This window comes from Pseudomonas sp. BO3-4 (assembly GCF_034044115.1).
GTDB classification, from domain to species: Bacteria; Pseudomonadota; Gammaproteobacteria; order Pseudomonadales; family Pseudomonadaceae; genus Aquipseudomonas; species Aquipseudomonas alloputida.
Genome location: NZ_CP139018.1, coordinates 5,392,501 through 5,406,462, shown reverse-complemented (window position 1 = coordinate 5,406,462; position 13,962 = coordinate 5,392,501). Strand labels below are relative to the sequence as shown.

General features: G+C 61.4%; 13 protein-coding genes (1 of these 13 only partly in view). 11 read left to right on the top strand and 2 right to left on the bottom strand.

Annotated elements, in window-relative coordinates; translation table 11 throughout:
* Nucleotides 1–16: 16 nt before the first annotated feature.
* From REH59_RS24860 to REH59_RS24850, 3 genes are all read left to right on the top strand, one after another.
* The gene (locus tag REH59_RS24860; protein WP_167551147.1) at nucleotides 17–1,000 is read left to right on the top strand and encodes a FecCD family ABC transporter permease; all 984 of its coding nucleotides are present in this window, start codon (nucleotides 17–19) and stop codon (nucleotides 998–1,000) included.
* Nucleotides 1,000–1,767 carry a heme ABC transporter ATP-binding protein gene (locus REH59_RS24855; RefSeq protein WP_003250021.1) on the top strand — a complete coding sequence of 256 codons (768 nt, stop codon included), beginning with the start codon at nucleotides 1,000–1,002 and terminating at the stop codon, nucleotides 1,765–1,767. The genes REH59_RS24860 and REH59_RS24855 overlap by 1 nt, the downstream gene beginning before the upstream one ends.
* Nucleotides 1,768–1,871: 104 nt before the next feature.
* Complete coding sequence (locus tag REH59_RS24850) at nucleotides 1,872–2,756, top strand: ChaN family lipoprotein (protein WP_014860193.1); 885 nt, start codon at nucleotides 1,872–1,874, stop codon at nucleotides 2,754–2,756.
* Between the two features lie 181 nt (nucleotides 2,757–2,937).
* Here the strand turns inward: REH59_RS24850 and REH59_RS24845 are convergent, their stop codons facing one another.
* Nucleotides 2,938–3,216: a TfoX/Sxy family protein gene (locus tag REH59_RS24845; RefSeq protein WP_003250025.1), complete on the bottom strand. Its 279-nt coding sequence runs from the start codon at nucleotides 3,214–3,216 to the stop codon at nucleotides 2,938–2,940.
* A gap of 157 nt (nucleotides 3,217–3,373) precedes the next feature.
* On the bottom strand, nucleotides 3,374–4,936 hold the full coding sequence (locus REH59_RS24840) for an AAA family ATPase (RefSeq protein WP_014860194.1): 1,563 nt from the start codon (nucleotides 4,934–4,936) through the stop codon (nucleotides 3,374–3,376).
* Between the two features lie 115 nt (nucleotides 4,937–5,051).
* Here REH59_RS24840 and mrcB point away from each other — a divergent pair, with 115 nt between their 5' ends.
* The 8 genes from mrcB to msrP form a co-directional block, all read left to right on the top strand.
* On the top strand, nucleotides 5,052–7,373 hold the full coding sequence (gene mrcB / locus REH59_RS24835) for a penicillin-binding protein 1B (protein ID WP_003250030.1): 2,322 nt from the start codon (nucleotides 5,052–5,054) through the stop codon (nucleotides 7,371–7,373).
* A gap of 15 nt (nucleotides 7,374–7,388) precedes the next feature.
* Nucleotides 7,389–8,189, top strand: a complete 801-nt coding sequence (locus REH59_RS24830; protein ID WP_128573656.1) for a tetratricopeptide repeat protein — start codon at nucleotides 7,389–7,391, stop codon at nucleotides 8,187–8,189.
* Nucleotides 8,189–8,521 carry a YqcC family protein gene (locus tag REH59_RS24825; protein ID WP_003250034.1) on the top strand — a complete coding sequence of 111 codons (333 nt, stop codon included), beginning with the start codon at nucleotides 8,189–8,191 and terminating at the stop codon, nucleotides 8,519–8,521. The genes REH59_RS24830 and REH59_RS24825 overlap by 1 nt, the downstream gene beginning before the upstream one ends.
* A 408-nt stretch (nucleotides 8,522–8,929) precedes the next feature.
* Complete coding sequence (locus REH59_RS24820) at nucleotides 8,930–10,654, top strand: acetolactate synthase 3 large subunit (RefSeq protein ID WP_003250036.1); 1,725 nt, start codon at nucleotides 8,930–8,932, stop codon at nucleotides 10,652–10,654.
* Between the two features lies 1 nt (nucleotide 10,655).
* A complete protein-coding gene (ilvN, locus tag REH59_RS24815; RefSeq protein WP_003250040.1) occupies nucleotides 10,656–11,147 on the top strand; it encodes an acetolactate synthase small subunit in 492 nt (163 codons plus the stop codon).
* A gap of 56 nt (nucleotides 11,148–11,203) precedes the next feature.
* Nucleotides 11,204–12,220, top strand: a complete 1,017-nt coding sequence (gene ilvC, locus REH59_RS24810) for a ketol-acid reductoisomerase (protein WP_003250043.1) — start codon at nucleotides 11,204–11,206, stop codon at nucleotides 12,218–12,220.
* 150 nt (nucleotides 12,221–12,370) lie between these two features.
* Entirely contained in the window at nucleotides 12,371–13,222 is an 852-nt protein-coding gene (gene pssA / locus REH59_RS24805; RefSeq protein WP_003250045.1) for a CDP-diacylglycerol--serine O-phosphatidyltransferase, read from the top strand.
* A 79-nt stretch (nucleotides 13,223–13,301) separates the two neighbouring features.
* Nucleotides 13,302–13,962 carry the 5' portion of a protein-methionine-sulfoxide reductase catalytic subunit MsrP gene (msrP, locus tag REH59_RS24800; protein WP_014860198.1) on the top strand. It continues 353 nt past the right edge of the window, so only the first 661 of its 1,014 coding nucleotides appear in the window; the start codon lies at nucleotides 13,302–13,304; its stop codon lies beyond the right edge, outside the window.

Genomic DNA, 13,962 nt, shown 5'->3' with positions numbered 1-13,962 from the left:
CCTGAGCCTGCTGTGCCTGTTGGCGATCTGGCTGTCACTGGCGCTGGGGCCAGTCAGCCTGTCAATGTTCGATACCCTGCGCGCTGGCCTGCGCCTTTTGGGATTGCCTGTCTCCGAAGATGGCCTGCAGCAGGCCGAGATGATCCTTGGTCAGATCCGCCTGCCGCGCACCCTGTTGGGGTTGGCGGTGGGCGCGGTGCTGGCTCTGTCCGGGGTGGCGATGCAGGGGCTGTTCCGCAACCCGCTGGCCGACCCCGGGCTGGTAGGGGTTGCCGCCGGCGCCGCGATGGGGGCAGCGGTTGCCATTGTTGGCGGCGCCTGGTTTGGCGGCATGCCGGATGCTTTCGCGCCTTATCTGCTGTCGTTCTGCGCGTTTGTCGGCGGGCTTGGGGTAACTGCGCTGGTCTACCGCCTGGGGCGCCGCGATGGCCAGACCAACGTCGCCACGATGCTATTGGCTGGCGTGGCCATGACCGCACTGGGGGGCGCGGCCGTGGGGCTGTTCTCTTACCTGGCCGATGACGCCACCTTGCGCACGCTGACGTTCTGGAACCTTGGCAGCCTCAATGGCGCCAGCTATGAGCGGCTGTGGCCATTGTTGCTGGTGGCGACAGGGGTGGCGGTGTGGCTGCCGCGCCGGGCCAAGGCGCTGAATGCCCTGTTGCTGGGTGAGTCGGAGGCGCGTCACCTGGGCGTTGACGTGGAGCGGCTCAAGCGTGAGCTGGTGTTCTGCACGGCGCTGGGCGTGGGGGCGGCAGTGGCGGCAGCCGGGTTGATCGGCTTCATCGGCCTGGTAGTGCCGCACCTGGTACGTCTGCTGGCCGGGCCTGATCATCGTGTGGTGCTGCCTGCCTCGCTGCTGGCCGGCGGTGTACTGATGTTGTTCGCCGACCTGGCGGCGCGGCTGCTACTGGCGCCTGCCGAGCTGCCGATTGGTATCGTCACGGCCTTCATTGGTGCGCCGTTCTTCCTGTTCCTGCTGATGCGAGGGCGCAGCTGATGTTGCATGTAGAGGGCCTGTACCTGCGCAGGGGCAGCAATGAGGTGCTGCACGACATTCACCTGCAGTTGCCTCCGGGGCAGGTCGTGGGTGTGCTCGGTCCCAACGGTGCCGGCAAGAGCAGCCTGCTGAGTGTGCTGTGCGGTGAACTGGCGCCCGACCGCGGGCGGGTAACGCTGCAGGGCCGCCCGCTGGCCGATTGGGCCGGACAGGAACGGGCAAGGCGCCTTGCAGTGTTGCCTCAGGTGTCCAGCCTGGGTTTCTCGTTTCGGGTGGAGGAAGTGGTAGGCATGGGGCGCATGCCTCATGGCACCGGTCAGCGGCGCGATGCGGAAATCGTCGAAGCGGCGTTGCGGGCGGCAGATGCCTGGCACCTGGTAGAGCGCAGCTACCTGGCGCTTTCCGGTGGCGAGCGGCAACGGGTACACCTGGCCCGTGTGCTGGCGCAACTATGGCCGGGGGAGGAGGGCAGCACGTTGTTGCTCGACGAACCGACCTCGATGCTCGACCCGCTGCATCAGCACACCACCCTGGAAGCCGTACGCCGTTTCGCCGACTGCGGTGCTGCAGTGTTGGTGATCCTGCATGACCTGAACCTGGCAGCACGTTACTGTGACCGTATCCTGTTGCTGGAACAGGGGCGCTGCCACGCGTTTGCCACGCCCGAAGAGGCACTGACCCCAGCGGCACTGAAGGCGGTGTACGGTATTGACGTGTTGGTGCAGGCGCACCCCGAGCGCGGGCACCCGCTGATCATCACCCGTTGATGTGCTCAACGCGTGCATGGCCTTTCTGAAAGTGGCCTTGTCTTGCGACCGGCCCGCCCCCGGTGCAGGCCATTTAAAGTGTGGATGACATGGAGTAACTGCCGATGCGACACCCGATGCTGTCCGGTTTCTCGCTGTGCCTGGTACTGGCGATAGGCGGCTGTCAGGCCAGCCTGCCGCCGTTGCCCGCCTGGCAGAGCAGTGAAGGTCGCACGCACGCCGAGCTGGGAAAGATTGTCGACCTGTCCAATGAGCAGGTCATAAGCCCTGAAACGCTGGTGCAGCGCCTGGCTGATGCGCCCCGAGTGCTTGTCGGCGAGAAGCATGACAACCCTGACCATCACGCGCTGCAACTGTGGCTGCTGCGCGCTCTTCAAGGCCAGCGCATTCAGGGCAGCCTGTTGCTGGAGATGCTGCAGCCCAGCCAGCAATCGCGGGTGGACAAGCTGGTGGGGCAGCCTTTGCCGGAAGACTTGCCCAAGGCACTGGCCTGGCAGGAGGGCTGGGATTGGCAGTTGTACGGGCCGATTGTCACCGAAGCCTTGCAGCATCGGGTGACGTTGCTGGCCGCCAACCTTTCGCCCGCCGAGATGCGTCAGGCCTATCGACAGCCGGCGCCGGTGCAGGGCGAAAAGTCCAATGCACCCGCGGTAAAGGCTGCCTTGCTGGAACAGGTGCGCGCCGGGCATTGCGGGATGCTGCCGGAAAACCAGTTACCGGCGATGCTGGCCGTTCAGCAGCAGCGCGACCGGCGCATGGCCGAGCGCTTGCAGGCGGCACCGCAGCCGGCGCTGCTGTTTGCCGGGGCTTACCATGTGCGCAAGGACCTGGGCATACCCTTGCATCTGGCTGACCTGGGGGTGTCGGGGGAGAGCAAGGTTTTGCTGCTGGCTGAGGTGGGCGAGCGAGTCGAGCCTGGCGAGGCTGATTATGTGTGGTACACGGCGGCGATGCCGGAGCAGGATTATTGTGCGCAGCTGCGGCGTTGATCCTGAAAAAGCACAGGCAAAAAAAAGACCCGGCAAATTGCCGGGTCAATAACCGTGATTAGCCTGATGAGGAGATAATCTGAGAGTCCGAACCAGGGGCTCTTAGCTTATCCAACCAGTCTCGCGACCAGTTGTGATAATCATAACAATTCTCATTTAGCCGTCAATCCCTTTACCCCGATTATTTTGGTTTTTTTTGCGCAGGGTTTTTCGCGTCCAATTGTTGGTTGAGTGCTTCCTTGCGTTCGAGCGGCAAATCGTTCCAGTGCATGTCCAGCAGGGCGCCTTCAATGGCATACAACAGCACCTTCGATGCACGGAACCCTCGTGTCTTCACGGCCTGGTACGCACCCACCGCGCCCAGGCGGCGCAAATCCGATGCACTGTGGATGCCGGCTGCATGCAGCCACTGCGCAGAAGTCTTGCCAAGGTTCTTCAGATGCTGCAATTCATCGTTCATCGAGCCTCCTTGCGATGGCTGAACGGGAATGGGGGATAAATCGCGAGCAGGTCTGAGAGGAGTGTAGCGGGCGTTGGGAAATATGCGGCTTTTTGCCATCGGGTGATGAGCGGCCTGTGCCTGCCCCTTCGCGGGCAGGCACAGGAAGATGACGAACTTACAGGCCAGGCAACCGCTGGCGAATCTGCTCGATCACTTGATCCATGCTGCCGGCAGCCTGGGTATCGACGCGGGTGCTGTGCACCAGCTCCTGCGCATCCAGCGCCTCACGGCTGGCCTGCTGGGCCTTGATCACCTCCAGCGTGGCATCCGAGGGGTCGCTGTTTTCAGCCTGGCGCTGCTCCAGCCAACTGGCGATGACCGCCTCTGGCGCGTGGCAGTCGAGGATGAGGAACGGCACGCCGGTCTGGCTGGCAACGTCTGCCGCAGCCTGACGCTGCTCACGCTTGAGGTAGGTGGCGTCCAGCACCACCGGGAAGCCGGCGCGCAGCACGGTCGCTGCCACCTCGTGCAGGCGCTGATAGGTCGCTGCGCTGGCGTCCTGGTCGTATATGCCCGTACTCAGCTGGCCGGCATCAGCCTGCTGCTGTTCGCCGAACAGGCGCTTGCGCTCTACGTCCGAACGCACGCGCACTGCACCCAAGGCCTCGACCAGGCGCATGGCCACGTGACTTTTGCCCACCGCCGAAACACCATGGGTGATGGCCAGCAGGCGCGACGGGATGGCGCTGTAACTTTCGGCCAGGTTGGCGTAGTTGCGGTAGGTGCGCAGGGTGGTGGCACGTTGCACGCCATCGGCGTCGGCCGGCATGCTGAACAGTGCGACCTTGGCCCGCACCAGCGCACGGTAGGCTTTGTAGAAGTTGAGCAGTTCCAGGCCTTCGTAATCCCCCGTCAGTTCCAGGTACTGGCTGATGAAGCGCCGGGCCAGGCATTTCAGGCCGCGGTCTTCCAGGTCCATGGCCAGGAAGGCGGTGTCGGCGTAGACGTCGGTCAGTCGGAAAGGCTCGTTGAATTCGATGCAATCGAAAATCACTACCTTGCCATCGATCAAGGTGGCGTTGCCCAGGTGAATGTCACCGTGGCACTCACGGATGAAGCCATTGGCCTTGCGCTTTTCCAGCAGCCCGTGCAGGCGCTCGAAGCTGCTGCGGGCCCAGGCCTGCAGGGCGTCAAGTTGCTGCAGATCGGCTTTGTCGCTGAGGAATGGGCGAATCTGCTCGAAGTTCTGCTCCACCGGGGCCATCACGCTGTCTGGCGTGCCCAGCGGGTGCTCCATCGGCACACGCGGAGCCTGAAGGTGAAAATCGGCAATCTGCCGAGCCATCTGGTCGATGTGCGTGGCGTTCAGTTCGCCATTGGCCTGCAGGGTGTTGAGCATCTGCCCCTGGGGGAACTGGCGCATCTTCAGCGCGTACTCGATGGCTACGCCTTCGCCACCGATCTGCGGTGCGTCGACGCTACCGGTGATGGGCAACACTTCCAGGTACAGGCCTTCGGTCAGGCGTTGGTTCAGGCGCAATTCTTCGTTACAGAAATGCTGGCGCTGGTCCAGTCCGGTGAAGTCCAGGAAGCCGAAATTCATCGGTTTCTTGATCTTGTAGGCGTATTCGCCAGTGAGCAGGACCCAGGAGATATGCGTCTCGATGAGCTGAAACCCCTCCACGGGGTGAGGGTACAGGGCAGGGTTCTGCAACGCAGTAATAAGAGCTTGGCTCACGGCAAATCCTTCCGGGGCAAGGGAATTCGAATGCGCCATTATGGTCAATGGTGCCGTCCCTGCCTACCGCCGGGCCGTCTGCCCAGCCTTTATAAAGTGCGTATAATCCGCCGCCATGACCCGAACCCGAAATCCCCGCACCCCTCAGAAACGCCCGACCGGCCGCTCCCGCGCCTGGCTGGGCTGGGCTTTGAAGCTCAGCCTGGTTGGCCTGGTGATCGTCGCCGGCTTCGCGGTTTACCTCGATGCCGTCGTCCAGGAAAAGTTCTCCGGCAAGCGCTGGACCATCCCGGCCAAAGTGTATGCCCGACCGCTGGAGCTGTTCACCGGCCAGAAGTTGAGCAAGAACGACTTCCTCACCGAGCTCGATGCGCTCGGCTACCGTCGCGAAAGCGCCGCCAATGGCCCGGGCGCTGCGTCCGTCAGCGGCAATACCGTCGACCTCAATACCCGTGGCTTCCAGTTCTACGAGGGCATGGAACCGGCGCAGTTCGTCCGCGTGCGCTTCTCTGGCGATTACGTTGCGGGCCTTTCCGGTGCCAATGGCAAGGCGCTTGACGTGGTGCGGCTGGAGCCGCTGATGATCGGCGGCATCTACCCGAAAAATCTCGAAGACCGCATCCTGATCAAGATCGATCAGGTACCCAAATATCTGCTCGAAACCTTGGTGGCCACGGAAGACCGCGAGTTTTACAGCCACTACGGCGTGTCGCCAAAGTCCATCGCCCGGGCCATGTGGGTCAACACGTCGTCCGGCTCGATGCGCCAGGGTGGCAGTACCCTGACCCAGCAGTTGGTGAAGAACTTCTACCTCAGCAGCGAGCGCAGCCTCAGCCGCAAGCTGACCGAGGCGATGATGGCGGTCCTGCTCGAACTGCACTACGACAAGCGTGAGATCCTTGAGGCTTACCTCAACGAGGTGTTCGTCGGCCAGGACGGTCAACGCGCGGTGCACGGCTTTGGTCTGGCGAGTCAGTTCTTCTTCAGCCAGCCGCTGTCCGAGCTGAAACTGCATCAGATCGCCCTGCTGGTGGGCATGGTCAAAGGCCCGTCCTACTACAACCCGCGGCGTCACCCCGAGCGTGCCTTGGCTCGCCGCAACCTGGTGCTCGACCTGGTGGCCGAGCAGGGCGTGGCCAGCCAGGCAGAAGTCGATGCGGCGAAGAAAATGCCGCTGGGCGTGACCAAGCGTGGCAGCCTGGCCGACAGCTCGTTCCCTGCCTTCCTCGACCTGGTCAAGCGACAGTTGCGCCAAGATTATCGCGACGAAGACTTGACCGAAGAAGGCCTGCGCATCTTTACCAGCTTCGACCCTATCCTGCAGATGAAGGCCGAAACCTCGATGAGCGAGACCTTCAAGCGCCTGGCGGGCCGCAAGGGGGCAGACGATGTCGAAGCGGCAATGGTCGTGACCAACCCTGAGACCGGTGAAGTACAGGCGCTGATCGGTAGCCGCCAGGCAGGTTTTGCCGGCTTCAACCGGGCCATTGATGCTGTACGGCCGATCGGCTCCCTGGTCAAACCGTCGGTATACCTGACTGCGCTGGAGCAGCCGAGCAAGTACACCCTGACCAGTTGGGTGCAGGACGAGCCATTTTCGGTCAAAGGGGCTGACGGCCAGGTCTGGCGCCCGCAAAACTATGATCGCCGCCCGCATGGCACTATCTACCTGTACCAGGGGCTGGCCAACTCTTACAACCTGTCGACCGCCAAGCTCGGCCTGGAAGTGGGTGTGCCGAACGTGATCAAGACCATTGGTCGTTTGGGCGTGAATGTCGACTGGCCAGCGTTTCCGGCCATGTTGCTGGGGGCGGGTGGCATGTCGCCGATGCAGGTCGCAACCATGTACCAGACCATCGCCAACGGCGGCTTCAACACGCCGATGCGCGGTATCCGCAGCGTGCTCACCGCCGAGGGCGAGCCGCTCAAGCGCTACCCGTTCCAGATCCAGCAAACCTTCGACCCGGGTGCCATTTACCTGGTGCAGAACGCCATGCAGCGTGTAATGCGCGAAGGTACAGGGCGTTCGGTGTACAACACCTTGCCACGCTCGCTGACCCTGGCGGGCAAGACCGGTACCAGTAACGACTCGCGTGACAGCTGGTTCTCCGGCTTTAGTCAGGATCTGCTGGCCGTGGTGTGGATGGGCCGTGACGATAACGGCAAGACACCGTTTACCGGCGCCACCGGCGCCTTGCAGGTGTGGACCAGCTTCATGAAGAAAGCCGACCCGCTGCCGCTGGATATGCCGCAACCGGATAACGTGGTGCAGGCCTGGATCGACCCTTACACAGGCCATGGGTCTGATGCCAGCTGTCCGGGAGCGGTGCAGATGCCGTATATTCGCGGGAGTGAGCCGCCGGCCGGCGCAACCTGTGGCGGCGAGCAGGACCCAGTCGAATCGGTAATGGACTGGGTCAAGGGCTGGATGAATTAAGCACAGGCTGCATTGATGAGGTGTGACGTGAACAAGTGGCTGTTTCCTGCCGTGACGGCGTTGGCTGTGCTCCAGGGGTGCTCCAGCGTCCCGCGTGGCAATATTCCGGTGGTCGACTCGAGCACCCGCGTGTCCAACAGCGAACGCGTGACGGCCAACCGCTCGGCGGGTGGCTATAACACCGGCACCGCCCAGGCGCAGACGCTGCCGGAGGATTCCGGTGTCACCGTGATGATCCCGCAGGGCGCAGGCGCATCGGGCATCCAGACATTCCCGGCGGGCAATAGCGCTGCGCCGATCAGTACCTCGCCGATCACCCCGGGGCCGATCAGTGCAGGGCCTGTCAGTTCGGCGCCGATGACCACCAATCCCAACCCGATTGCCGATGAACCCTTCGACATCGCTGCGATGAACAGCACCCCGCAAAGCGCCAGTGCGCCAACCGGTATTCCGCGCAGCGCCGCCGCCGGTGGCCTGTCGGCCGACGAGCAGCTGGACGGTCCTGTGCTGGCACTGCTGACCACTGCGAAGACGCAGCAGGGCAGTGGCGACTTCAACGGTGCCGCCTCGAGCCTGGAGCGTGCCCAGCGCATTGCTCCGCGTGAGCCGCAGGTACTGTATCGCCTGGCCCAGGTGCGCCTCTCGCAAGGTGATGCGGCGCAGGCCGAGCAGTTGGCGCGCCGCGCCCTGACCTACGCCAACGGCCGCCCAAGCCTGCAGGCAGAGCTTTGGAACACGATCGCCCAGGCCCGTGAAAAGCAGGGTGACAGCGCCGGCGCTGCGCTGGCCCGGCAAAAGGCGCGGGTCAATTCGTGATGATCGAGCAACGCGTGCTGGATATTGCCGACCACCTGCTCTTGATCGAGCGCGAGCTGCAGGTGCAAGGCTGGTGGGATGACGAGCCGCCAAGCGACGAGGCACTGGCCAGTACGGTGCCGTTCGCCGTGGATACCCTCAGTTTTGAGCAGTGGCTGCAATGGATCTTCCTGCCACGCATGAAGATCATCATCGAGCTGGGCCACCCGCTGCCCAACGCATCGAGCATCCTTGTCATGGCCGAAACCGTGTTTACCGACCGGCCGGAGCAAAGTCGTGAGCTACGCCGCCTGTTGGCAGCTTTTGACCAATTGATCGCTCCTTCCGCCTGATTTCTTCAGTTTTTCCGTCAAGGGCCGCAGATTGTGGCCCTTTTTTTTGGAAATCTTCTTAATTCTGCTGCTGAAGCGATTTTTAGTGGTGGCAGGAATTCATCTTGGGGAAAAATTGGCAATAATTTTTCTTGACTTGTTGGCGCCGAATCACAAGAATCCAACTTCCGCTGTAGAGGGACTGCCAGAAGCAGACCCGCTAAGCAGATCATGAGGTGCACACCCGCGCCGACCTGTTACACCCCGCAACGCGTTACCTCGCGCTGGGTGGGAAACCCCCGCAACACTCTGGGGATTTCCCAATACTTGCTCAGTCAGTGCTGACGTTCGCTCATGCTCTGCTTGGCAGTAAACCTATTAAGACCCGTCCAGTGAGGGCGGTATTCTGGCGTTTTAGAGGTGAACAACGTGGAGCTTTTATCTGGCGCTGAGATGGTCGTCCGCTTTTTGCGTGACGAAGGCGTTAAGCACATCTACGGGTACCCTGGTGGTGCTCTCCTGCATGTTTACGACGCACTGTTCAAAGAACCGGAAGTGGAACACATCCTGGTTCGTCACGAGCAGGCGGCCACCCATATGGCGGACGGTTACGCTCGCGCCACCGGCAAGGCCGGTGTGGTGCTGGTAACCTCCGGTCCTGGCGCAACCAATGCCATTACCGGTATTGCCACCGCCTACATGGACTCGATTCCGATGGTCATCCTGTCCGGCCAGGTGCCTAGCACCATGGTGGGCACCGATGCCTTCCAGGAAACCGACATGATCGGTATCTCGCGGCCGATCGTGAAGCACAGCTTCATGATCAAGAATCCGACCGAGATCCCTGAAGTTCTGAAAAAAGCTTTCTACCTGGCGCAATCCGGTCGTCCAGGTCCAGTCGTGGTCGACATTCCAAAAGATATGACCAACCCGGCTGAGAAGTTCGAATACGTCTACCCGAAAAAGGTCAAGCTGCGCTCCTACAGCCCGGCGGTCCGTGGTCACTCCGGCCAGATCCGCAAGGCTGCCGAGATGCTTCTGGCGGCCAAGCGCCCGGTCGTCTACTCCGGTGGCGGTGTGATCCTCGGCGGTGGCTCCGAAGCCCTGACTGAAATCGCCAAGTCGCTGAACCTGCCGGTCACCAATACCCTGATGGGGTTGGGTGGCTTCCCGGGTACCGACCGCCAGTTCCTCGGCATGCTCGGCATGCATGGCAGCTACACCGCCAACATGGCCATGCACAATGCCGACGTCATCTTTGCCGTCGGTGCGCGTTTCGACGATCGCGTTGTAAACGGTCCGGCCAAGTTCTGCCCGAACGCCAAGATCATCCACATCGACATCGACCCGGCGTCGATCTCGAAGATGATCAAGGCCGACGTGCCAATCGTCGGCCCGGTCGACAGCGTGCTCAGCGAAATGCTCGGCATCCTCAAGGAAATCGGCGAGCAGCCTGACAAGGCTTCGCTGGATGCCTGGTGGAAGCAGATTGACGAATGGCGTGGCAATGGCGAGTTGTTCCCTTACGACAAGGGCGATGGCAACGTCATCAAACCGCAAAAAGTCATCGAGACACTGTGTGAAGTGACCAATGGCGATGCCTTCGTCACTTCCGACGTGGGCCAGCATCAGATGTTTGCCGCGCAGTACTACCGCTTCAACAAGCCAAACCGCTGGATCAACTCCGGTGGCCTGGGCACCATGGGCTTCGGCTTCCCGGCGGCGATGGGCGTCAAGCTCAACTTCCCGGATCAGGACGTGGCCTGTGTGACCGGCGAAGGCAGCATCCAGATGAACATCCAGGAGCTGTCTACCTGCATGCAATACGGCCTGCCGGTGAAGATCGTCAACCTCAACAACGGTGTGTTGGGCATGGTCCGCCAATGGCAGGACATGGCCTACAACGGTCGTCACTCGCACTCGTACGTCGAGTCGCTGCCTGACTTCATCAAGCTGGCCGAGGCCTATGGCCATGTGGGTATCCGCATCACCAGCCTGAAGGACCTCAAGCCGAAGCTGGAAGAAGCATTTGCGATGAAGGACCGTCTGGTGTTCATCGACATCGCGGTTGACCGCAGTGAGCACGTCTATCCGATGCAGATCAAGGATGGCTCGATGCGTGACATGTGGCTGAGCAAGACGGAGCGTACCTGATATGCGGCACATCATTTCCCTGCTGCTGGAAAACGAACCAGGTGCGTTGTCCCGCGTGGTCGGCCTGTTCTCCCAGCGCAACTACAACATTGAAAGCCTGACTGTAGCGCCGACCGAAGACCCGACCCTGTCGCGTCTGACGCTGACCACCGTTGGCCATGACGAAGTGATCGAACAGATCACCAAGAACCTGAACAAGCTGGTCGAAGTGGTCAAGCTTGTCGACCTGTCGGAAAGCGCTCACATCGAGCGTGAACTGATGCTGGTCAAGGTCAAGGCCACCGGTGCCCAGCGTGCCGAGATCAAGCGCACCACGGATATCTTCCGTGGCCAGATCGTCGACGTGACCGCCAGCGTGTACACCGTGCAGCTGAGCGGTACCAGCGACAAACTGGACAGCTTCATCCAGGCGATCGGCACTGCATCGATTCTGGAAACCGTGCGCAGCGGCGTTACCGGTATTGCCCGTGGCGACAAAGTGCTCAGCATCTAAATCCAAAAAATTAGCGATGGCTCCGCAGGGGCCGAGATATAACCAGGGGTATTTTCATGAAAGTTTTCTACGATAAAGACTGCGACCTTTCCATCATCCAGGGTAAGAAAGTCGCCATCATCGGTTACGGCTCCCAGGGCCACGCTCAGGCGTGCAACCTGAAAGACTCCGGTGTAGACGTTACCGTCGGTCTGCGTAAAGGTTCGGCTACCGTTGCCAAGGCTGAAGCCCACGGCCTGAAAGTTGCCGACGTTGCTACCGCTGTCGCTGCGGCTGACCTGGTCATGATCCTGACCCCGGACGAGTTCCAGGGTGCTCTGTACAAGAACGAAATCGAGCCGAACATCAAGAAGGGCGCTACCCTGGCCTTCTCTCACGGTTTCTCGATCCACTACAACCAGGTTGTTCCGCGTGCCGACCTCGACGTGATCATGATCGCGCCGAAAGCCCCGGGCCACACCGTTCGCTCCGAGTTCGTCAAAGGCGGCGGCATCCCTGACCTGATCGCTATCTACCAGGACGCTTCCGGCAACGCCAAGAACGTCGCACTGTCCTACGCTTCGGGCGTGGGTGGTGGCCGTACCGGTATCATCGAAACCACCTTCAAGGACGAAACCGAAACCGACCTGTTCGGTGAGCAGGCTGTTCTGTGTGGCGGTACCGTCGAGCTGGTCAAAGCCGGTTTCGAAACCCTGGTCGAAGCTGGCTACGCGCCGGAAATGGCCTACTTCGAGTGCCTGCACGAGCTGAAACTGATCGTAGACCTCATGTACGAAGGCGGCATCGCCAACATGAACTACTCGATCTCCAACAACGCCGAATACGGTGAGTACGTCACTGGCCCGGAAGTCATCAACGAAGAATCCCGCAAGGCCATGCGCAATGCCCTGAAGCGCATCCAGGACGGCGAGTACGCGAAGATGTTCATCTCCGAAGGTGCTACCAACTACCCATCGATGACCGCCAAGCGCCGCAACAACGCCGCTCACGGCATCGAAATCATCGGCGAGCAGCTGCGCTCGATGATGCCGTGGATCTCGGCTAACAAAATCGTCGACAAGACCAAGAACTAAGTCTTATCGAAAGATGAAAAACGCGGCTTCGGCCGCGTTTTTTCGTTCTGGCATCCAGCTTCTGGTATAAAGCAGACCAGTGGCTCGCTGTCAGAACCTGTTTCGCGGGCCCGTGTCGAACATTTTCCATCCTGTTGCAAGGTACCCTCCATGAGCGAACGTCCCGAAGAGCCGAACAAGCCCTCCGACGCCGAAAGCCTGCTACCTGTCGATGAGCACGTTGAAGAAGGGCATGACGCCGAAGGCCGCAAGGTGCGCCACCGCGGCATCTACCTGCTGCCCAACCTGTTTACCACCGCCAACCTGTTTGCCGGTTTCTATTCCATCATCAGCTCGATGAGCGCACAGAGCGCCCTGAGTGCCGGCGACCCGCGTGAGGCGAGCAAGTACTTCGCTTTTGCCGCTATCGCCATCTTCGTGGCCATGGTGCTCGACGGCCTGGACGGCCGCGTTGCGCGCATGACCAATACCCAGAGTGCCTTCGGTGCCGAGTATGACTCGCTGTCGGATATGGTCGCCTTCGGCGTGGCCCCGGCTTTGCTGGCCTTCGGCTGGGCGCTGGGTGACATGGGCAAGGTCGGCTGGATGGTTGCCTTCATCTATGTGGCCGGTGCCGCGTTGCGCCTGGCGCGCTTCAATACCCAGGTCGGTACCGCCGACAAGCGCTACTTCATCGGCCTGGCCAGCCCGGCTGCCGCAGGTGTGGTGGCGGGCACCGTATGGGCGTTCAGCGACTATGGCATCCAGGGCTCCAAGCTGTCGTTCCTGGTCGCGCTGCTGGTGGCTGCTGCTGGCATGCTGATGGTCAGCAACATCAAGTACAACAGTTTCAAGGAGCTGGACCTCAAGGGGCGCGTGCCGTTCGTGGCGATCCTGGCGGTGGTGCTGGTGTTTGCCGTCGTGTTCAGCGACCCGCCGCGTATCCTTCTGTTGATCTTCCTCGCCTATGCAGCATCGGGGCCGATCCAGTTCCTGCTGAAGGCGCGCCGTCGCAAAGCGTGAAAATCACTTAACGCTGGAATAACCTCACGGCTCCATAGTCTTACTGGTACATCCGTTACTCAGTGCTATGGAGCCGTTCATGCTTATCAAGCTTCCCAGGTCTTCCGAGTGCAAGGCGTCGGAGATCACCCCCGAAGGCATTTACCTTTCCCGTCGAGCCCTGCTGGGTGGCTCATTGGCTGGCTTGGCGCTAGGCGCATTGCCGGGCGGTGTGGGCGCGGCGCAAATGTCGCGTTATGCCGATGTGCAGGCTGGGGCCGCGCCGGCCTGGTTCACTGACAAGCTCGCGGCCACGCGCTGGCAGGCGGTGACGGTGAAGGACGAGGCGATCACGCCGTTCAAGGATGCCACTCACTACAACAACTTCTACGAGTTCGGGCCCGACAAGGGCGACCCGGCGGCCAATGGCGACAGCCTGAAGACCGAACCGTGGTCCATTGTGGTGGATGGTGAGGTTGGCAAGCCCGGACGCTATGCACTGGAGGACTTCGTCAAACCCTATCAGCTTGAGGAGCGGATCTATCGGCTGCGCTGCGTAGAGGCGTGGTCGATGGTCATTCCGTGGCTGGGGTTCCCTTTGGCTCAGGTGCTCAAGCAGGTCGAGCCGACTTCCAGTGCGCGTTATGTGCGTTTCGAAACGCTGAAGGATCCGCAGCATATGCCGGGGCAGCGTTCTGGCTTCGCCTTGATCGACTGGCCTTATAGAGAAGGGTTGCGCCTGGATGAGGCGATGCACCCGC